Source organism: Leucobacter sp. NPDC015123 (genome assembly GCF_043080205.1).
Lineage (GTDB): Bacteria > Actinomycetota > Actinomycetes > Actinomycetales > Microbacteriaceae > Leucobacter > Leucobacter aridicollis_A.
In genome coordinates this window covers 148,815-166,035 of record NZ_JBIBVH010000005.1, presented here as the reverse complement: position 1 = coordinate 166,035, position 17,221 = coordinate 148,815, and the positions used below count along the sequence as shown (strand labels likewise).

The 17,221-nt window shown below is 63.4% G+C and carries 20 protein-coding genes; 4 read left to right on the top strand and 16 right to left on the bottom strand.

Annotation, left to right across the window (positions count from 1 at the left end; all coding sequences use genetic code 11):
- Positions 1–7: 7 nt before the first annotated feature.
- A complete protein-coding gene (locus tag ACF07D_RS11395) occupies positions 8–778 on the bottom strand; it encodes a TetR family transcriptional regulator (protein WP_391504975.1) in 771 nt (256 codons plus the stop codon).
- 103 nt (positions 779–881) lie between these two features.
- Here ACF07D_RS11395 and ACF07D_RS11390 point away from each other — a divergent pair, with 103 nt between their 5' ends.
- Both ACF07D_RS11390 and ACF07D_RS11385 read left to right on the top strand, forming a co-directional pair.
- Positions 882–1,874 carry an ABC transporter ATP-binding protein gene (locus tag ACF07D_RS11390; protein ID WP_391504974.1) on the top strand — a complete coding sequence of 331 codons (993 nt, stop codon included), beginning with the start codon at positions 882–884 and terminating at the stop codon, positions 1,872–1,874.
- Positions 1,871–2,680, top strand: a complete 810-nt coding sequence (locus ACF07D_RS11385) for an ABC transporter permease (RefSeq protein WP_119284709.1) — start codon at positions 1,871–1,873, stop codon at positions 2,678–2,680. The genes ACF07D_RS11390 and ACF07D_RS11385 overlap by 4 nt, the downstream gene beginning before the upstream one ends.
- 60 nt (positions 2,681–2,740) lie before the next feature.
- Here the strand turns inward: ACF07D_RS11385 and ACF07D_RS11380 are convergent, their stop codons facing one another.
- From ACF07D_RS11380 to prmC, 15 genes are all read right to left on the bottom strand, one after another.
- On the bottom strand, positions 2,741–3,244 hold the full coding sequence (locus ACF07D_RS11380; protein ID WP_391504973.1) for a DUF1307 domain-containing protein: 504 nt from the start codon (positions 3,242–3,244) through the stop codon (positions 2,741–2,743).
- On the bottom strand, positions 3,228–4,130 hold the full coding sequence (locus ACF07D_RS11375) for a PP2C family serine/threonine-protein phosphatase (protein ID WP_255808216.1): 903 nt from the start codon (positions 4,128–4,130) through the stop codon (positions 3,228–3,230). Before ACF07D_RS11375 ends, ACF07D_RS11380 begins: the two co-directional genes overlap by 17 nt.
- 5 nt (positions 4,131–4,135) lie before the next feature.
- Positions 4,136–4,918 (bottom strand): YaaA family protein, encoded by a 783-nt coding sequence (locus ACF07D_RS11370; RefSeq protein WP_391504972.1) that lies wholly within the window; start codon positions 4,916–4,918, stop codon positions 4,136–4,138.
- 58 nt (positions 4,919–4,976) lie between these two features.
- Positions 4,977–5,237, bottom strand: a complete 261-nt coding sequence (locus ACF07D_RS11365) for a F0F1 ATP synthase subunit epsilon (RefSeq protein WP_162921338.1) — start codon at positions 5,235–5,237, stop codon at positions 4,977–4,979.
- A gap of 2 nt (positions 5,238–5,239) precedes the next feature.
- Positions 5,240–6,685, bottom strand: coding sequence for a F0F1 ATP synthase subunit beta (atpD, locus tag ACF07D_RS11360; RefSeq protein WP_119284713.1), 1,446 nt, complete (start codon positions 6,683–6,685; stop codon positions 5,240–5,242).
- 24 nt (positions 6,686–6,709) lie between these two features.
- The gene (locus ACF07D_RS11355; protein ID WP_119284714.1) at positions 6,710–7,594 is read right to left on the bottom strand and encodes a F0F1 ATP synthase subunit gamma; all 885 of its coding nucleotides are present in this window, start codon (positions 7,592–7,594) and stop codon (positions 6,710–6,712) included.
- Positions 7,595–7,671: 77 nt separating this feature from the next.
- Positions 7,672–9,297 carry a F0F1 ATP synthase subunit alpha gene (gene atpA, locus ACF07D_RS11350; protein ID WP_391504971.1) on the bottom strand — a complete coding sequence of 542 codons (1,626 nt, stop codon included), beginning with the start codon at positions 9,295–9,297 and terminating at the stop codon, positions 7,672–7,674.
- A 55-nt stretch (positions 9,298–9,352) separates the two neighbouring features.
- Positions 9,353–10,129 carry a F0F1 ATP synthase subunit delta gene (locus ACF07D_RS11345; protein ID WP_391504970.1) on the bottom strand — a complete coding sequence of 259 codons (777 nt, stop codon included), beginning with the start codon at positions 10,127–10,129 and terminating at the stop codon, positions 9,353–9,355.
- The gene (locus ACF07D_RS11340) at positions 10,129–10,680 is read right to left on the bottom strand and encodes a F0F1 ATP synthase subunit B (protein ID WP_119284717.1); all 552 of its coding nucleotides are present in this window, start codon (positions 10,678–10,680) and stop codon (positions 10,129–10,131) included. The genes ACF07D_RS11345 and ACF07D_RS11340 overlap by 1 nt, the downstream gene beginning before the upstream one ends.
- A 33-nt stretch (positions 10,681–10,713) precedes the next feature.
- Positions 10,714–10,938 carry an ATP synthase F0 subunit C gene (gene atpE, locus ACF07D_RS11335; protein ID WP_119284718.1) on the bottom strand — a complete coding sequence of 75 codons (225 nt, stop codon included), beginning with the start codon at positions 10,936–10,938 and terminating at the stop codon, positions 10,714–10,716.
- 55 nt (positions 10,939–10,993) lie between these two features.
- The gene (gene atpB / locus ACF07D_RS11330) at positions 10,994–11,797 is read right to left on the bottom strand and encodes a F0F1 ATP synthase subunit A (protein WP_119284719.1); all 804 of its coding nucleotides are present in this window, start codon (positions 11,795–11,797) and stop codon (positions 10,994–10,996) included.
- A 221-nt stretch (positions 11,798–12,018) separates the two neighbouring features.
- A complete protein-coding gene (locus ACF07D_RS11325) occupies positions 12,019–12,519 on the bottom strand; it encodes a 3-oxoacyl-ACP reductase (protein WP_255808219.1) in 501 nt (166 codons plus the stop codon).
- Positions 12,516–13,721: an MraY family glycosyltransferase gene (locus tag ACF07D_RS11320; RefSeq protein ID WP_391504969.1), complete on the bottom strand. Its 1,206-nt coding sequence runs from the start codon at positions 13,719–13,721 to the stop codon at positions 12,516–12,518. The genes ACF07D_RS11325 and ACF07D_RS11320 overlap by 4 nt, the downstream gene beginning before the upstream one ends.
- 2 nt (positions 13,722–13,723) lie before the next feature.
- Entirely contained in the window at positions 13,724–14,542 is an 819-nt protein-coding gene (locus ACF07D_RS11315; protein WP_391504968.1) for an L-threonylcarbamoyladenylate synthase, read from the bottom strand.
- 11 nt (positions 14,543–14,553) lie between these two features.
- Positions 14,554–15,399, bottom strand: a complete 846-nt coding sequence (gene prmC / locus ACF07D_RS11310; RefSeq protein WP_391505060.1) for a peptide chain release factor N(5)-glutamine methyltransferase — start codon at positions 15,397–15,399, stop codon at positions 14,554–14,556.
- A gap of 224 nt (positions 15,400–15,623) precedes the next feature.
- On the opposite strand from prmC, the gene cysK reads away from it, so the two are divergent.
- Both cysK and epsC read left to right on the top strand, forming a co-directional pair.
- Entirely contained in the window at positions 15,624–16,559 is a 936-nt protein-coding gene (cysK, locus tag ACF07D_RS11305) for a cysteine synthase A (RefSeq protein ID WP_119284722.1), read from the top strand.
- Positions 16,556–17,125, top strand: a complete 570-nt coding sequence (epsC, locus tag ACF07D_RS11300; protein ID WP_119284723.1) for a serine O-acetyltransferase EpsC — start codon at positions 16,556–16,558, stop codon at positions 17,123–17,125. The genes cysK and epsC overlap by 4 nt, the downstream gene beginning before the upstream one ends.
- Positions 17,126–17,221: the final 96 nt, after the last annotated feature.

Sequence of the window (17,221 nt, the reverse complement as noted above, 5' to 3'; positions counted from 1 at the left end):
TGCAATACTAGGCCGTTGAGGGCCCGCCCGCCCGTTCCTCTGGTGTCACCCCAAGCAACAGTGTCCGCAGCGCCAACTCCGCGACGGCAGACTCGTCTCGATCGAGCGCCCGAGACTGCGTGAGCCCCGCATCACCGAGTCTGCGCTCCGCGGCCGCAAGTGCCGCAATGAGTTCCGCGACGATGGTTCGGACCTCCTCTCGACGGTCGGGGGTACGCCGCCCGAACAGCATCGCCTCAAGAGTCAGCGTGACCGCCTGGGCAAGCCGCTGCGATTCGGGCTGCGCCGCGGCACCGGTCACGGTACTCGACACGGGCCCACCTGCGGCCCGTGCTTCATCTGGCGCGCTCCCGCTCTCAGCCGCCCCCTGAAGGCCGAGGCCAGCGAGTTCCTCTGCAGCGGCGCGGAGTGCGGCGAGGAACGTCTGTTCCTTCGACCCGAAGTGGCTGTAAACAGCACCCTTCGTGAACCCAGCTGCCTGTGCGATGTCCTCAAGCGAGACACCGGCGTAGCCACGTTCGGCGAAGAGCCGCACTGCCTGTTCGAGCAGTTTTTCCTTGGTAGTCAGCGGCTTTGCTCGCTGTTCAACCCAGGCGCTCGCCTGCGCAAGGGCCTGAGCCGCAGCGAGAAGCCCCTTCGTCACCCCGGTCTCTGCCTGCGCGCCGGCACTGCCGAGCGACTGCCCAAACTGGCCAGCGGCTTCAGCTAGCGCCCTGGCGGCGTCGCGCAGGCGCTGTTCGCCGCTCAGGTCTGGTCCCCCAGGAGGTTGTGTAGCCATGTCACAAGCGTACCCGAGATACCCGGAAAGATCCCCTTGCGTCATTTAGATACCTATGAGTATATTCATACCAATCAGTATCTGACTCGTTAGGAGCATCTCGATGTCCCCCATCCATTCGTCGCCTGCCAGCGACCCAGCACTGCTGCCAGCGGCGAGTGCGACAGGCGAGCCAGTGCTCTCAATCGAGCACCTCGTGAAGCAGTACGGCGGCAAAAAGGCCCCCGCGAACGACGACGTCTCACTCACCGCTCACGCCGGCCGGGTTCTCGGTGTGCTCGGGCACAATGGCGCAGGAAAGACGACGATGGTGAACCAGATCGTCGGGCTACTTCGCCCCACGTCGGGCACCATTCGCGTAAGCGGCGTCGACGCCGTCGCCCATCCCGCCCGAGCGCGCGAGATCGTCGCAGTACAGGCCCAGGCGAACGTGCCCATCACCGGGCTCACCCCGCGAAAGGCGGTCGAACTCGTTGGCCGTATTCGTGGCGGGGCGCCAGAAGCCGTACGCCGCCGCACGAACAATCTCCTCGAAGCGCTCGATCTCGGCCCCTGGGCAGACACCCCGGCAGAGAAGATCTCTGGCGGGGTCGCGCGGCTCACCGCATTCTGCATGACCGTCGTTCAGCCAGCCGACCTCGTGATTCTTGACGAGCCAACAAACGACGTCGATCCGGCAAGGCGCCGTCTCCTCTGGGATGCGATTCGCGAGACAGCCGCGGCCGGCGCGGCAGTGCTCCTTGTCACGCACAACGTCCGGGAGGCCGAGCGCACAGTCGATGACCTGGTGGTGCTCGACGGCGGTCGGGTGCTCGCGGCCGGCAGCCCCGCCGAGCTCACGGCGCACCTTCGCGGCGAGCTCTTTCTTGAGCTCGACGGCCGAGACCTTCCCACTCTTCCACCGGGGCTTCGCCCGAGCGTCACACGCCCAGCGCAGAGCATCGTCCCTGTCCCCGCCGCACGCGGAGCCGAGGTTGTGGCGTGGGCACAGACAGCGGTCGAGCGAGGCGAAGTCGAGCGGTTCTCACTCACACCGGCCTCGCTTGAGGACGCGTACCTTGAGCTCGTCGGCGCGGGGACGGAGGTCGCAGCATGACCTCCTCCCTCACGACCGCTCCGACGCTCGTCAGCACGCCCGCACCGGGCGGGTCCCCCGCCGCCCGCACACTGCGCGGCCTCCGCGGAACGCTGCTTCTCATTCAGTGGCAGGTCAGACGCCAAGCACAGTTCCTCCCGCTCATGGCAGTCGTCCAGACGGCGCTCGCCGTGTCCACTGTGCTCGGCTACGGGCTACTCATTGGCGACGTCAACCATGAGGCTGCACTGTTCCTGGCGACTGGGGCCCCGACGATCACGCTTATCGTGATCGGCCTCGTGATGACTCCGCAGGCGATGGTGCAGGCACGCACCGAGGGGAGCGCCGATTGGTTGCGAACGCTCCCACTCCCCCGCGGCGCGTTTCTCGCCGCAGACCTCACGGTGTGGACGCTGCTCGCGCTCCCCGGCCTGATCCTGGGGACGATTGTTGGCGCGCTCCGCTACGACATCACCTACCAGTTGGCGCCGTGGGTGCTGCCCGTCGCGATTCTGATTTCGCTGACAGCCGCGTCGATCGGGTACGCGTTTGCGGCGCTGCTGCCACCAATGATCACTCAGCTCGTCTCGCAGATGCTTGTCTTTCTGCTGTTGCTGTTCTCGCCAGTCAGCTTCCCAGCCGCCAACCTGCCGGACTGGCTTCGCGCGGCGCACGAGATCCTTCCAATCGAGCCAATGGCGAACCTCATGCGCGCTGGCCTCGCCGGCCAGGCGTTCGACGCGACACCACGAGACCTCGTCACTGTGGTTGTCTGGTGCGCAGCTGCCGTCGCAGCTGCCGTGCTGGCGCTGCGCCGCCGCGGATAGCGAAACACCGGGCGCCCCATGCGGGCGCCCGGTGTCATCACGCAGCGATCAGGATCGGGTCTACTTGGCCTCGGTGAATCCGCTGTCAGTCAGGGTCTTCACTGCTTCCTTGAGGCTCACGTCGCGCGCCTCCTCGGGGTTCTCCCCGGGGTCGCCGCCGGTGACAGACGCCAGCTTCTCGAGATCAAGATCCGCGTAGGTGAGTGTGACTGTCTCGGTGAGCTCATCGTCCCCGAAGTCGATCGAATGCTCGACACCCTTGATTCCCTTGTACTGCTCGGCGAGCGGAGCAACCGACTCCTCGGCAGCCGCGCGATCTGCGATACCGCTGGCCTCATAGTTGACGACGTTCTTGGTCGTCTGCTTGGTCACCTTGTCGCCGTCGGCGACGTAGGTCACCGTGAGCTCAGCGCCCTCGACCGAACGAGTGAGCGTCGTTTCGGTGGTCTCACCCGTGGTGTCACCACCACCGCTGCATCCCGTGAGGGCGAGCGCAGCGGCGACAATCACTGCCGCGACCTTGCCTGTTCGCTTGGTGGCCTGGGGGCTAAGCTTCGTCAGCACTCTTCTCCTCAACTGATGGAGCGTCGCCGCTCGGTTCCAACTCGACACCGCTCGAAGCAAGGCTTCCGGTGTCGATCACGTCACCAACTGCGTGAACGTCGATCACCACGACCGTAACATTGTCGCGGCCGGCGTTGTTGAGTGCTTGCTCAACGAGTGTGTTCGCTGCGTCTTCAGCACTGTGCTGAGTGGAGAGGAAGTACTGGATACCGACCTCTGTGAGCTCCTTGGTGAGCCCGTCTGAGCAGATCAGGATGCGCTGGCCCGGAATCAGGGCGAGCGTCGTGTAATCGGGCAGCGGCGCTTCGCCAAGCCCGACAGCCCTGGTGATTACGTTTGCGTGCGGGTGAACCTCGGCCTCTTCCTCGGTGATCGCACCGGTATCGAGGAGGTGTTGTACGACCGAATGATCGACAGTGATCTGGCTGAGCGCGCCCTTGAAGTACTGATAAACGCGGGAGTCTCCGATGTTGAAGACCTTCCACACGGGGGTGTCGCTCTGCTCACTCACAATGACGCCAGTCACTGTTGTGCCCGCACCAAGTTCGGTGTCGCCAGTGTCGATTTCGATGTCATCGACGGCCTGAGTGAGGATCTCGAGAATGTCGTCTTCCGTCACCGTGAGGTCGCCGGCGAGCTCGTTCAGCCGGCGCACCACCGCAGCCGACGCAACCTCGCCAGCCGAGTGACCGCCCATGCCGTCAGCGACGGCGAACACCGGCGGCACTGTAATGAAACTGTCTTGGTTCGTCTCTCGGCGGTTGCCGACGTGCGTGATAGCGTGCCAGGAGAGCTCAATGTCGGCCTCCCCGCCCTGACGGTACGCGAGGCGTCGCCTCACCGCGTTCTCACCGTGGGTGGTCACCAGCTCATCTCCTGCACTCATGTATTCTAGCGGCTCGCTGCCGGGACGCCCTGAAGCGTCACCAGTCGAAGCGCTGACGCGTCGGCGCCCGCGCCGAGCTCAAGCCCAGTTGCGCGGGCCCACTCGAGCAACTCAGACCGAGACGAGATCGCAGGCGCACTTTCTGCGAGACGTCGAACGAGGTCGCCCTTTGCTGCCTTGTTGAAATGGTTCAGAGCGCGAACCTCACCATCGTCTGAGCGCGCCACCACTTCGAGGTAGTCAGTCTCTTCCGCTCCGAGCGCGCCGAGCGGAGCGAGGGCTGCGTAGTCCTTTGACCTCAAGTCGAGAACGTACGCAGATCCCTCGAGCGCGCCCTCGTGTGGCGCAGCCCACAGCTTTGCGAGCGGTGAGCCAAGCTCTGGGAGCCGAGAGGATGCCGAGACGCGGTACGCAGGTATGGCGTCTCCACCACGCACGAGACCAAAGAGCGCTGACTGCACGAACACATGATCGCGGAGCCAAGCGAGTGCCTCAGGCGCGAGGGTATCGGGGTCGAGGGCGTCGTACAGCACGCCCGTGTAGCGCTCAATCGCCGGCATTGCGCCGCTCGCATCGAGTTCAAGGTTTCGCAGCCGCTCGTCGCGGTTCTTCACGCCAAGCTTGAGCGCCTTCGTCGCCGCGCTCTCATCGCCGCTTACTGATTCGAGTGCCCGCTGGGCCGCGGCGCGCGGGGCGGCGAGCCGCTCCCCGAGGAAGAGCTCGCGGGGGGAAAACGGAAGCCGCCCTCCGAGACGTTTGGTCTCAGAGGGCGGCAACAGGATACGCATAGTGACTCTAGCCTAGCGCGGTGCGGGCAGCAGCCCGTCCGTTTCTGTGACAGCCAGCCTACGCGACGAGCACGGCGTCGCCGGCTACGACGGTGACGGTGTCGTGGTCGACAGACAGGAACCCGTCCTCAGCGTTCACGGTAACCTTCTCGCCCGCCGAAGTCGTCACGCGTACCTCACCCTTCGCGAGGAGAGCGAGGAACGGCTGGTGGCCGGTGAGGATACCAATCTCGCCTTCGACAGTGTTCGCGACAACCTGGCTGGCTGCGCCAGACCAGATCTCGCTCGTTGCCGAGACAACCTTGACGTTGAGCGCCATGATTAGGCCATATCCTTCTGCATCTGAGCCCACTTCTCTTCAACGTCGGAGATTCCACCAACGTTGAAGAATGCCTGCTCAGCGACGTGGTCGAACTCGCCCTTGGTGATTGCATCGAACGACTCGATGGTCTCCTTGAGTGGAACCGTCGAGCCCTCAACACCGGTGAACTTCTTCGCCATGTAGGTGTTCTGCGAGAGGAACTGCTGGATGCGGCGTGCGCGCGAGACGGTGATCTTGTCGTCTTCCGAGAGCTCGTCGACACCAAGGATCGCGATGATCTCCTGGAGTTCCTTGTTCTTCTGCAGGATCTGCTTGACGGTGGTTGCCACGCGGTAGTGATCCTCGCCCAAGTAACGGGGATCCATGATGCGCGAGGACGAGGTCAGCGGATCGATTGCGGGGTACAGACCCTGCGACGCGATCTCACGCGAGAGCTCGGTTGTCGCGTCAAGGTGCGCGAAGGTGGTTGCCGGGGCCGGGTCAGTGTAGTCGTCTGCAGGAACGTAAATTGCCTGCAGCGAGGTGATCGAGTGGCCGCGGGTCGAGGTGATGCGCTCCTGGAGGATGCCCATCTCGTCCGCGAGGTTGGGCTGGTAGCCCACAGCCGACGGCATACGACCGAGAAGGGTCGACACCTCAGAACCGGCCTGCGTGAAGCGGAAGATGTTGTCGATGAAGAGGAGCACGTCCTGCTTCTGCACATCACGGAAGTACTCAGCCATGGTGAGCGCCGAAAGCGCAACGCGAAGACGCGTCCCCGGGGGCTCATCCATCTGGCCGAACACGAGTGCGGTCTTGTCGAAGACGCCTGCCTCATCCATCTCGTGGATGAGGTCGTTGCCCTCACGGGTACGCTCGCCGACGCCAGCGAACACCGACACGCCACCGTGATCCTGAGCAACACGCTGGATCATCTCCTGGATGAGGACGGTCTTACCGACGCCCGCACCACCGAAGAGACCAATCTTGCCGCCCTGCACGTAGGGGGTGAGGAGGTCGATCGACTTGATGCCAGTCTCGAAGAGCTCAGTCTTCGACTCGAGCTGGTCGAATGCCGGCGGGGTGCGGTGGATACCCCAGCGCTCGGTAACCTCGATCGTCTCACCCTCGGGGAGATTCAGAACGTTACCGGCAACGTCGAAGACCTTGCCCTTGGTGATGTCGCCGACGGGAACGGTGATCGAGTCGCCGGTGTCAACAACTTCCTGGCCACGGACGAGGCCGTCGGTGGGCTTCAGCGCAATTGCGCGGACGAGGTTGTCTCCGAGGTGCTGTGCGACCTCGAGGACGAGGGTGAAGGGCTCAGAGCCCTCGCCCATGTTGACAGTCGTCTCGAGTGCGTTGTACACGCCGGGGATCGCGTCGTGCGGGAACTCGATGTCGACGACGGGGCCGGTAACGCGGGCGATGCGCCCGGTGACCTTGGTGGTGGCCGTATCGGTCATGTCTCTTCTCTCTTCAGTCTGAACTTAGGACAGCGCGTCAGCGCCGCCCACGATCTCGGAAATCTGCTGGGTGATTTCCGCCTGGCGTGCGTTGTTGGCAAGGCGGGTGAAGTCGCGGATGAGTGTGTCAGCGTTGTCACTCGCGGACTTCATCGCCTTCTGGGTTGCCGCGTGCTTTGCAGCTGCGGACTCAAGCATCGCGTTAAAAATACGCGACTCGATGTAGTCGGGCAGCAGCTTGTCGAGCACGACGTCTGCCTCTGGCTCGAATTCGTACAGCGGGTTCAGGTCGTTCGCCTCTGCGACGCCCTCAACGATCTGCAGCGGCAGCAGGCGGGTAACCTGCGGCGCCTGCGTGACCATGCTGATGAAGCGGTTGTATACGAGGTGGATCTCCTGTACACCGCCCTCGTCGCTGTTGCGAAGGAACGCCGAGACGACAGCCTCTGCAACTTCCTTGGCGGTCTCGAACACCGGGTTCTCGGTGTCCCCAACCCACACGCGCTCAGCAGCGCGACGGCGGAAGGTGAAGTACCCCTGCGCCTTACGCCCGATGAGGTAGTACGAGATCTCCTTGCCCTCGGCACGAAGCAGCTCGCTGAGCTCCTCGGCCTCGCGCAGTACCTGCGAGTTGAACGCGCCTGCAAGGCCGCGATCGGAGGTGAAGATCACAACTGCTGCGCGCTCGACTGTGTCAGCCTCGGTCAGCAGCGGGTGGTCGGTCTTCGCGTGCGTCGCAACCGCCGATACAGCCCGGGTAATCGCCTGGGTGTAGGGGTTTGAGGCGTCAACGCGAGCCCGTGCCTTCTGAATGCGTGAGGCAGCGATGAGCTCCATCGCACGGGTGATCTTCTTGGTCGTCTGGGCAGAGCGAATGCGCTGCCTGTAGACCCGAAGTTGCGCTCCCATGTCTCTCCTGTGTTGTTCGGTGCTTGCAAGTTGTCAAGTGGCGAGGGGTGGGGGCGCTGGCGCCCCCACCGTCTCAGCTACTTCTTGACGACGAGCTGCTCCTGCTGGATCTCTGCCTCGTCGAGCGCGTCGAACTGCTCGTTGAGGGACTTGCCCTCAGCGGTCAGGAACTCGCTCTTGAACTTCTCAATCTGAGCGGTGAGCTCAGCAACGATGTCGTCGTCGAGAACATTCGTCTTCGCAAGCGTCGACAGCGCCTCGGAGTTGCGGCCGAGGTAGTCGAGGAACTCGCGCTCGAAACGGAGGATGTCTACGACGGGGACGTCATCAAGGAAGCCCTTGGTGCCTGCCCAGATCGAAACCGTCTGCTCCTCAACCGCGAACGGTGAGTACTGCGGCTGCTTGAGGAGCTCGGTGAGGCGTGCGCCACGCTCGAGCTGCTTACGGCTTGCCGCGTCGAGGTCGGATGCGAACATCGCGAATGCCTCGAGCGCACGGTACTGAGCGAGCTCAAGCTTGAGCGTGCCCGAGACCTTCTTGATCGACTTCACCTGCGCGTCGCCGCCAACGCGAGACACCGAGATGCCCACGTCAACTGCGGGGCGCTGGTTCGCGTTGAACAGGTCCGACTGGAGGAAGATCTGGCCGTCGGTGATCGAGATCACGTTGGTCGGAATGTAGGCCGAAACGTCGTTCGCCTTCGTCTCGATGATCGGCAGACCGGTCATCGAGCCCGCGCCGAGCTCGTCCGAGAGCTTTGCGCAACGCTCGAGCAGACGCGAGTGGAGGTAGAACACGTCACCCGGGTATGCCTCGCGCCCCGGCGGGCGGCGGAGCAGCAGCGAAACGGCGCGGTATGCCTCAGCCTGCTTCGAAAGATCATCAAAGATGATGAGAACATGCTTGCTGTCGTACATCCAGTGCTGGCCGATAGCCGAGCCGGTGTACGGAGCGAGGTACTTGAAGCCTGCGGGATCAGATGCGGGCGAAGCAATGATGGTGGTGTACTCCATCGCACCTGCGTCCTCGAGCGCACCCTTCACCGAAGCGATGGTCGAGCCCTTCTGGCCAATAGCAACATAGATGCAGCGAACCTGCTTGTTGGGGTCGCCCGACTCCCAGTTCGCCTTCTGGTTGATGATCGTGTCGATCGCAAGAGCGGTCTTGCCGGTCTGGCGGTCGCCAATGATGAGCTGGCGCTGGCCACGGCCAACCGGGATCATCGCGTCGATCGCCTTAATGCCAGTCTGCAGCGGCTCGTGAACCGACTTACGCTGCATGACGCCGGGAGCCTGAAGCTCGAGGGCGCGACGCGACTCGATGCCGGTGATCTCGCCGAGGCCGTCGATCGGGTTACCGAGCGGGTCGACCACGCGGCCGAGGTAGCCCTCGCCCACGGGAACCGAGAGAACCTCGCCGGTGCGGGTGACCTGCTGGCCCTCCTCAATACCGGTGAACTGGCCGAGCACGACAACGCCGATCTCGTCCTCTTCGAGGTTCTGTGCAAGGCCGAGCGTGCCGTCTGCGAAGCGAACGAGCTCGTTGGCCATCACTCCGGGAAGCCCGGAGACGTGTGCAATGCCGTCAGCCGCGTCGACGACAGTTCCGACCTCGGTCTTCCCTGCCTGAGCCGGCTCGTACGATGCTGCGAATTCATTCAGCGCGCTACGGATCTCGTCCGGGCTGATTGAGAGTTCTGCCATTTCGTTTCCTCTATCTGTTCCGGAGAGACTCTCCGGCAAGTAACTATGTTGTGCTCTACGCAGCGAGCCGCTGGCGGAGGTCTTCCAGGCGAGCCCGGACACTTCCGTCGATAACGTCGTCAGCCATGTGGATACGGACGCCGCCGATCAGGGCAGGGTCCACAACCGTGGTGACCTTGACCTTGCGGCCAGCGCTCTGCTCGAGCAGAGCAGCCAACTTCTCCTGCTGCGCGCTTGTCAGCGGAGCCGCAACGGTCACCGTCGCGAGCTCAAGCCCACCCTGGTCAGCGGCCACGCGAGCCGCTTCAGTGAGCGCTGCATTGACGCGACGACCGCGCGGGTTTGCGACCACGTGGGCCACGACACCGAGCGCGCCAGCTGAGAGCTTGCCAGAGAAGATCTTCGACGCGAGCTGCGCCTTCGCTGCGGGATCGCCGAGCTTGTTGCCAAGCTCGAGCTCGAGCTCATGGCTCGAGTTGATCGTCGCTGACGCCGCGAGCAGCTCATCGGCAAGGCCGGGCTCTGCAAGCGCCTGCGCACGGAAGCCAAGCTCCTCGACGCCATCAACGAATTCAGCCGCGGTCGACCAGTTCTGCTCGACTGCTGCGGTGAGCACAGAGCGCGCGCCAGCCGACAGGCTGCCGAAGAGCTTGCCGACGACCTCTGCCTTCGCAGAAGCCGGGAGCGATGCATCAGCGAGAGCACTCACGAGGGCAGGTGAGCCCTCGATCTGCGCAGACGCCGAAAGAAGCTCTGAACCGACTGCCTTCCCGAGGCGGCCGCTGAGCGCGGACTTCGCCTTCGCGAGTGCCTCGCGTGACGCGCTGCCCATTACTTCGCCGCCCGTTCGGACGCTTCGAGGTCGACGAGGAAGCGGTCAACGAGAGCCGATGCCTTCTTGTCGTCGCTCAAGCTCTCACCGACCACGCCAGAAGCGAGATCGATTGCGAGTGAGCCAACATCCTTGCGCAGCGAAACGAGGGCGCTCTGGCGCTCTGCCTCGATCTGCACCTGAGCTGCCTGCGTGATGCGGGCCTGCTCGGTTGTGGCGTCTTCCTTTGCCTTCGACACGATCTTGGTCGCATCGAGACGTGCCGCCTCGCGGATCTCGCCAGCTTCCTGGCGAGCGCTTGCGAGCTGCGCGGTGTACTCCTGCAAGGCAGCCTCTGCCTTTGCCTGAGCCTCATCGGCCTTTGCGATGTTCCCCTCAATCGCTTCGGCGCGAGCGTCAAGCATGACCTGCACCTTCGGGAGGAAGACCTTCCAGAATGCGATGAGGATAATGAAGAACGCGATCGCCGACCAGACGATATCGTACGTTGCCGGAAGCAGCGGGTTCTGAGTAGCGCCCTCTGCAGCGGCGAACTGCACTGCGTGATTCATCTTGCCTCCCTTTCGAGACTAGTGAAAGGTTGCTTACTGGAAGATGAAGTAGGTTGCAACGCCGATGAGGGCGAGCATCTCGGTGAACGCGATGCCGATCCACATCATGCCCTGGAGCTTGCCGGCGAGCTCAGGCTGGCGTGCGGTGCTTTCGATGGTCTTGCCGACCACGATTGCCACACCGATGGCGGGTCCGATGGCAGCGAGGCCGTAGCCGACGGTTGCAATGTTGCCCGAGATTTCAGCGAGAACAGACACAGTATGTGTTTCCTTCCGTGTGTGAGCGCGGCGGTTGCCGAACCCAAGGTTTGATTTAGTGCTCGTCGGCCAGCGCGAGCTGGATGTAGAGCGCGGTGAGCAAGGTGAAGACGTAGGCCTGGAGGCCTGCGACGAAGATCTCGAACAGGGTGAACGCGAAACCAAATGTGAAGGTCACGGCACCGAGTGCGGGGAACAGGCCGCCTGCGTACAGGATGAAGAAGTTCGTTGCAGCCCACAGAAGCACGAGGATCATGTGGCCGACGAGCATGTTCATGAGCAGTCGAAGGGCGAGTGTCACCGGGCGAACGATGAACGTCGAGATGAACTCGATCGGGGTGACGAGGAGGTACATTGCCTTCGGCACGCCAGCCGGGAAGAGCGAGTTCTTGAAGAACTTGCCAGGGTGCTTCTTGATTCCCGCGTAGATGAACGTGACGTACGCGACGACAGCCATGAAGATCGGGAAGCCAACGACCGACGAGGCAGCGATGTTCAGCCCCGGAACCACACCAGTGATGTTGAACGCAAAGACGAGGAAGAAGATCGTCATGAGCAGCGGCGCGAAGCGGCGCCCCTCCTTCACGCCGAGCTGCGACTCGATCGTGTTCTTTCGCACGAAATCGAGGGCGAACTCAAGGACACCCTGCCCGCGGCCGGGGATCACGCGAAGCTTGCGCGTTCCGAGCCAGAACAGCACGAGAAGCACGACGACCATGAGCATACGGATCAACATGATCCGGTTCATCTCAAATGGTGTGCCTTCGAAGAGGACTGCCGGCGGGAAGAAGTCATTGAGAGTAGGACCGTGGAAGCCACCCTCCTCGGCACGAATAAGTCCGGGGGCAACGAGGTGCATAGCGTTAGCGAACAGGCCATTCTCCTGATTCGGGGCGCGGCGTCAGCCGCACGGCATCGAACGATGGTCGTGCGCCCTGCTCGCGGGCACTCAGAAATGGCGCCACGGGGCTGGGAACGAACTTATCCTAACAAGGTTTCACCCCGAGCGAAACTCGGGAGGGGCCCTCGCGGGTCAAGAATTTGTGGTGGCTGAGAATCTCCCCTCAAGCCCGCCCAGAATTACGGCAGATTTGCGCTGTATGGTACGCGTGCCTTGGCAACAATCACTGTGTCGATCACGATCGAGACAATTACTGTAGCCACGAGCGCGATGAACAGCATCTTCGGATCAAGCCAGGGCTGATCCCGAAGGAGCAACGCGGCGACGACGAATGCAATGAGCTTCAGCACCCAGGTGCCCATGACGATCCCCATAAAGATCTGCAGGTAAACCGGACTCTGCACAAAGCGGTTCGCGAACGCGATGCTTCCAACAGTGGCGAGCAACAGCGCTCCCCCAATTGCGGCCCCGATGAGCCCACCAACGAGGCCGTTCGTGCCACTCACCAGGAAACCGACGGCCGCAAACACGAGCATCGAGGCGACAGTCGCGATGATGCCCCAGCGTACACCGCGAAGCAGCATGGGCTGTGAAGATGGCATCGGGTACTCGCCGCTGCCATACGTGGAGGGTTCAAGCTCCGGCGACTGTGCGGGTTCGGGGTGCACAGGTGTGCTCACTCGGTGGTCCTTTCGTTGGGCGTCGCGCCGAGGTCTGCGCGTACGTCCGGGCCAGGTGCGGGGCCACCCCGCTCTTGTAACGCTACCAACCTGCGCTGCGCGAGTGCTGCGCGTACCCGGCTTGCCGGGAACCTGACGAGCAGTACTCCCGCCACGATGCCGACGACGAGCACGATTAGGGGCAGGGCGAAGCTCTGACTCGTGAAGACGAGCAGGCCCGCCACCGAGAGTACCGCGGTGCCGAGGTAGAAGATCGAAACCGCCTGGACCGGCGAGTGCCCCATATCTAGGAGGCGGTGGTGCAGGTGGAGGCGGTCTGCCTCGAACGGGCTCTTTCCGGCACGGAGGCGCCGAAGCACTGCGAGCACGAAGTCAGCCAACGGCATCGCGAGCACCGCGAATGGCAACAGGATGGGAATGTAGCTCGCAAGCACGAGCTTAAGATCGAGGGCGGCGGGATCGAGGTCGCCCGTGACCGAGACCGTCGACGTCGCCATGAGCAGGCCGACAAGCAGGGCTCCCGTATCGCCCATAAACATTCGTGCGCGATGCCAATTGAACGGGATGAAGCCCACGCAGATCCCGACGAGCACGAGGGCAATCAGGCTCGCGAATGTCACTGCCTGTGAGTTGCCAAGCTGCGAGTTGAGGATGAGCGTATAGACGAAGAATGTCCCGCTCGCGATGATCGCCACACCTGCAACGAGGCCATCAAGGCCATCGACGAAATTGACAGCGTTCATCACAAGGGTAATGAGGAACACGGTGAGCACGAAGTTCACAGTTGACGAGCCGATGACAAGGGTGTCCCCGATAGGAATCGAGACGATCTGCACGCCGTTCCAGGCGAGCACGCCCGAGGCGAGGAGCTGGGCACCGAGCTTGATCATCCAGTCCAGGTCGAGCAAGTCATCGAGAAACCCGATCACTGCGATAAGCAGGCATGCCCCGATGAGCGCCCACATTTTCAAGCCGTCCCTGAAGAGCCCCTGGAACTCGGGGAACAGGGCTGCGGCGCCGAGCCCAGCAAGCAACCCAATGAACATCGCGACGCCGCCAAGGCGCGGAGTCGGGTTCTTGTGCACATCTCGCTCTCGCACTTCCGGCGCCAGCTTGAAGCGTCTGGCGAGCCACAGCACGCCGAACGACGCCGCCGCGGTCACGACGACCGCCACCGCGAACACCGGAAGGTAGGGGAACATGACTAGTCGCTGACTCGCGGCGCCTCAGAATTCTCGTCGCCCTTGGAAGCATCCTCGCCACCCGAGTGCGCGGGCTTCACCTCACGCACTAGCTCGGCCCCGCCCGCAGGCTCAGACTCGGCTTCAGTCTCAGCGAGCGGAGTCGCTGAAGGGGCTGGCTGCTCGAGGACTGTAGCGTCCGGGAGCACTCGTTGCAGGTCCGCAACAGTGATGCTGCCCTGCCGCAGTACCCGCACCGTTCCGGTGCCGTCACCAGCGAGAAGCGTGGCGTCGATAATCGTGGAGGCTTCACCGCGGGCATCCCCGCCGTCGAGGTACACGGCGATCGAGTCGCCGAGCATGTCACGCGCCTCCTGTGCGGAACCAGCCGCTGGCAGACCAGTCTTGTTCGCCGAGGAAACCGCCAGCGGCCCAGTTTCCTGCAAAAGCTCGCGCGCGAATTCGTTTCCTGGGATCCTCAGCGCAACGGTTCCGCCAGTCTCGCCGAGATCCCAGCTGAGCGAGGGATTCGCTTGCGTAATGATGGTGAGGGCGCCAGGCCAGAAAGCGTCAGCGAGGTCGTGGAGCGCCTCGGTCGCTTCGGCAGCAAGGGCCGCAAGGGTACCGACGTTTGGAATGAGCACCGGCGGCGGCGACTGCCTTCCGCGCCCCTTCGCATCAAGCAGTCGCTGCACGGCTTCGGGCGAGAACGCGTCAGCCGCAACGCCGTAGACGGTGTCTGTGGGCATAACGATGAGTTCGCCCCGGCCGAGCGACTGGCGAGCGAGTCTCGTCCCCTGCAGCAATTGGGCGCCGTCTGAACAGTCAAATACCTCGGACATAGTTCGCAATTCTACTTCAGTGCGGTTGTGGCGCGGTCGCGGCCCGTGAGATCTGGATGAGTGGCGGCAGCACGCCACCCATCGGCGGCGAGCAGCTCGCGAATCGCCGCCCCCTGACCCTCGGCGTGTTCGAGCACAAGCGCGCCACCAGGGGCCAGCAGGTTCGCTGCGATACGGCTGATGATCCTGATCACATCGAGCCCGTCGTCGCCCCCATACAACGCGAGATCAGGATCGTGGTCGCGCACCTCAGGGTCCCGCGGCACCATTGCGGCCGGCACGTACGGCGGGTTCGACACAACCACGTTGACTCGCCCGGCGAGCCGCGCCGGAGCGAGCCTGCCCGGAACGAAGTCTGCGAGGTCTCCGTGAATGAGCTCGACCCGACCATCGCCAAGCGCTGAAACGTTCTCGGCGGCCCACGCGTGAGCGTCGGCGCTCTTCTCGACCGCCCAGACGCGCGCGGTTGGCACTTCTGCTGCAAGGGCGAGCGCGATGGCGCCTGAGCCTGTGCACAGGTCGACAGCGAGCGGCTCCGGCGTCGGTGCGAGCGCAAGCGCGTCGATCGCGAACTGAGCGACCGTCTCGGTCTCAGGCCGCGGCACAAACACCCCTGGGCCGACGCGCAACTCGAGGGACCTGAACGGCGCCTTCCCCGTCAGGTGCTGCAGCGGCAGTCGCGAGGCGCGGAGTTCAGCGAGGTCGCGCAGCCGGTCTCCCTCAGCCTCCGTCAGACGCTCACCCATGATCGCCAGCGCCTGCACCCTGCCGCGGCTCACATCAAGCACATGAGCGACGAGCAGCTCGGCGTCGACCTCTGGGTCGACGATCCCCGCCTCCGAGAACCTGTCGCGCATCACGCGAAGAACTTGGTCGACCTGGGGTCCGAATGCGTCAGTCACTTGCTCATTCTCTCGCACGGGGCCTCACCGCCACGCAGACTTCGCGACTTCGGGAATACCCATTCGCGTAAGGCGTTGTAACACAACGAGCATGAGCATAAGCATTCAGAAAGTTTCAGATAACCTGGTGGCATAACTCACCTACGCTGAACCACATCACGACACGGAGGTCATTCCGCATGGCTCGCATTCACGACAACATCACCCAGGCGTTTGGCAACACTCCCCTGGTCCGCCTCAACCGCGTGACCGACGGCGCTGAAGCCGAAGTGCTTGCAAAGCTTGAGTTCTACAACCCCGCCGGGAGCGTGAAGGACCGCATTGGTGTCGCGATCATCGACGCCGCTGAGCAGTCGGGAGAGCTGAAGCCTGGCGGCACAATCGTCGAGGGCACGAGCGGCAACACAGGCATCGCACTCGCATTCGTTGGCGCAGCGCGCGGCTACAAGGTCATTTTGACGATGCCCGAGACCATGAGCGTTGAACGCCGCAAGCTGCTCGCAGCTTACGGCGCAGAAATCGTTCTCACCGAGGGCCCCCTCGGCATGAAGGGCGCGGTCGCAAAGGCTGAAGAGATCGTCGCGAACACGCCTGGGGCGATCCTTGCGAAGCAGTTCGGCAACCCCGCGAACCCCGCAATTCACCGAGCAACCACCGGCCCCGAGATTTGGAACGACACCGACGGCACGGTCGACATCTTTGTTGCAGGCATCGGCACGGGTGGAACGATTACCGGCGCGGGCGGCTACCTCAAGGAGCAGAACCCCGGCGTTCAGGTGATCGCCGTCGAGCCGATCGATTCGCCCCTGCTGACTGAGGGCACAGCTGGCCCCCACAAGATTCAGGGCCTTGGCGCGAACTTCGTCCCCGACATCCTCGACCGTGACGTCTATGACGAGGTCATCGATGTCGCCCTGCCCGACGCGATTGCGAAGGCACGCGCACTCGGCACCGACGAGGGCGTGCTCGCCGGCATCTCTGGCGGCGCAGCAGTGTGGGCCGCTGTCGAGGTCGCGAAGCGTCCCGAGAACGCAGGCAAGAAGATCGTCGTCATCGTCCCAGACTTTGGCGAGCGCTACTTCTCGACGGTGCTCTACGAGGATCTCGCAGTTTGAACCTGATTTCACGTATTCGTGAGGACATCTCGTCGGCCCGCGCGCACGATCCAGCTGCGCGCGGGCCGGTTGAGGTGTTCTTTCTGTACTCGGGCCTGCACGCGGTGTGGTGGCACCGCGTCTCGCATGCCCTCTGGAAGAAGGGGATGCGATTCTTGCCACGCGCAATCTCGCAGATCACTCGCTTCTTCACAGGAATTGAGATCCATCCGGGCGCGACAATCGGCCGCCGCCTCTTTATCGACCACGGCATGGGCATTGTCATCGGCGAAACTGCAGAGGTCGGCGACGACGTGCTGATCTACCACGGCGTCACGCTCGGCGGCACGGGCCACCAAAGCGGCAAACGTCACCCGACTGTCGGAGACAGAGTCGTCCTTGGCGCCGGAGCAAAGCTTCTCGGTGACATCGTCATCGGTTCGGATTCCGCGGTTGGGGCGAACGCCGTGGTCGTTCGCTCGGCCGAGCCGTGGACGACACTCACCGGAATTCCCGCTTCGGGTAGGCCCCGCCGGGGCGCCCCTGTCGCGGAGCACCCAAACACTGCCGGGTTCTACGTCATCTAGCAGCACGTCTCTGGGGGAACGGACCGAGCCCCCGACGCAATCGTCCATGTCCTTAACCCATAAAGGAACCTGAATCCTCAGTTCGCGTACGTGAAC

Excerpts from the sequence above, each read along its gene's own strand:
- ACF07D_RS11395 (WP_391504975.1), bottom strand. The coding sequence starts at position 778 with ATGGCTACACAACCTCCTGGGGGACCAGACCTGAGCGGCGAACAGCGC.
- ACF07D_RS11390 (WP_391504974.1), top strand. The coding sequence starts at position 882 with ATGTCCCCCATCCATTCGTCGCCTGCCAGCGACCCAGCACTGCTGCCA.
- ACF07D_RS11385 (WP_119284709.1), top strand. The coding sequence starts at position 1,871 with ATGACCTCCTCCCTCACGACCGCTCCGACGCTCGTCAGCACGCCCGCA.
- ACF07D_RS11375 (WP_255808216.1), bottom strand. The coding sequence starts at position 4,130 with ATGAGTGCAGGAGATGAGCTGGTGACCACCCACGGTGAGAACGCGGTG.
- ACF07D_RS11370 (WP_391504972.1), bottom strand. The coding sequence starts at position 4,918 with ATGCGTATCCTGTTGCCGCCCTCTGAGACCAAACGTCTCGGAGGGCGG.
- ACF07D_RS11365 (WP_162921338.1), bottom strand. The coding sequence starts at position 5,237 with ATGGCGCTCAACGTCAAGGTTGTCTCGGCAACGAGCGAGATCTGGTCT.
- atpD (WP_119284713.1), bottom strand. The coding sequence starts at position 6,685 with ATGACCGATACGGCCACCACCAAGGTCACCGGGCGCATCGCCCGCGTT.
- ACF07D_RS11355 (WP_119284714.1), bottom strand. The coding sequence starts at position 7,594 with ATGGGAGCGCAACTTCGGGTCTACAGGCAGCGCATTCGCTCTGCCCAG.
- atpA (WP_391504971.1), bottom strand. The coding sequence starts at position 9,297 with ATGGCAGAACTCTCAATCAGCCCGGACGAGATCCGTAGCGCGCTGAAT.
- ACF07D_RS11345 (WP_391504970.1), bottom strand. The coding sequence starts at position 10,129 with ATGGGCAGCGCGTCACGCGAGGCACTCGCGAAGGCGAAGTCCGCGCTC.
- ACF07D_RS11340 (WP_119284717.1), bottom strand. The coding sequence starts at position 10,680 with ATGAATCACGCAGTGCAGTTCGCCGCTGCAGAGGGCGCTACTCAGAAC.
- atpB (WP_119284719.1), bottom strand. The coding sequence starts at position 11,797 with ATGCACCTCGTTGCCCCCGGACTTATTCGTGCCGAGGAGGGTGGCTTC.
- ACF07D_RS11320 (WP_391504969.1), bottom strand. The coding sequence starts at position 13,721 with ATGTTCCCCTACCTTCCGGTGTTCGCGGTGGCGGTCGTCGTGACCGCG.
- ACF07D_RS11315 (WP_391504968.1), bottom strand. The coding sequence starts at position 14,542 with ATGTCCGAGGTATTTGACTGTTCAGACGGCGCCCAATTGCTGCAGGGG.
- prmC (WP_391505060.1), bottom strand. The coding sequence starts at position 15,399 with ATGCGCGACAGGTTCTCGGAGGCGGGGATCGTCGACCCAGAGGTCGAC.
- cysK (WP_119284722.1), top strand. The coding sequence starts at position 15,624 with ATGGCTCGCATTCACGACAACATCACCCAGGCGTTTGGCAACACTCCC.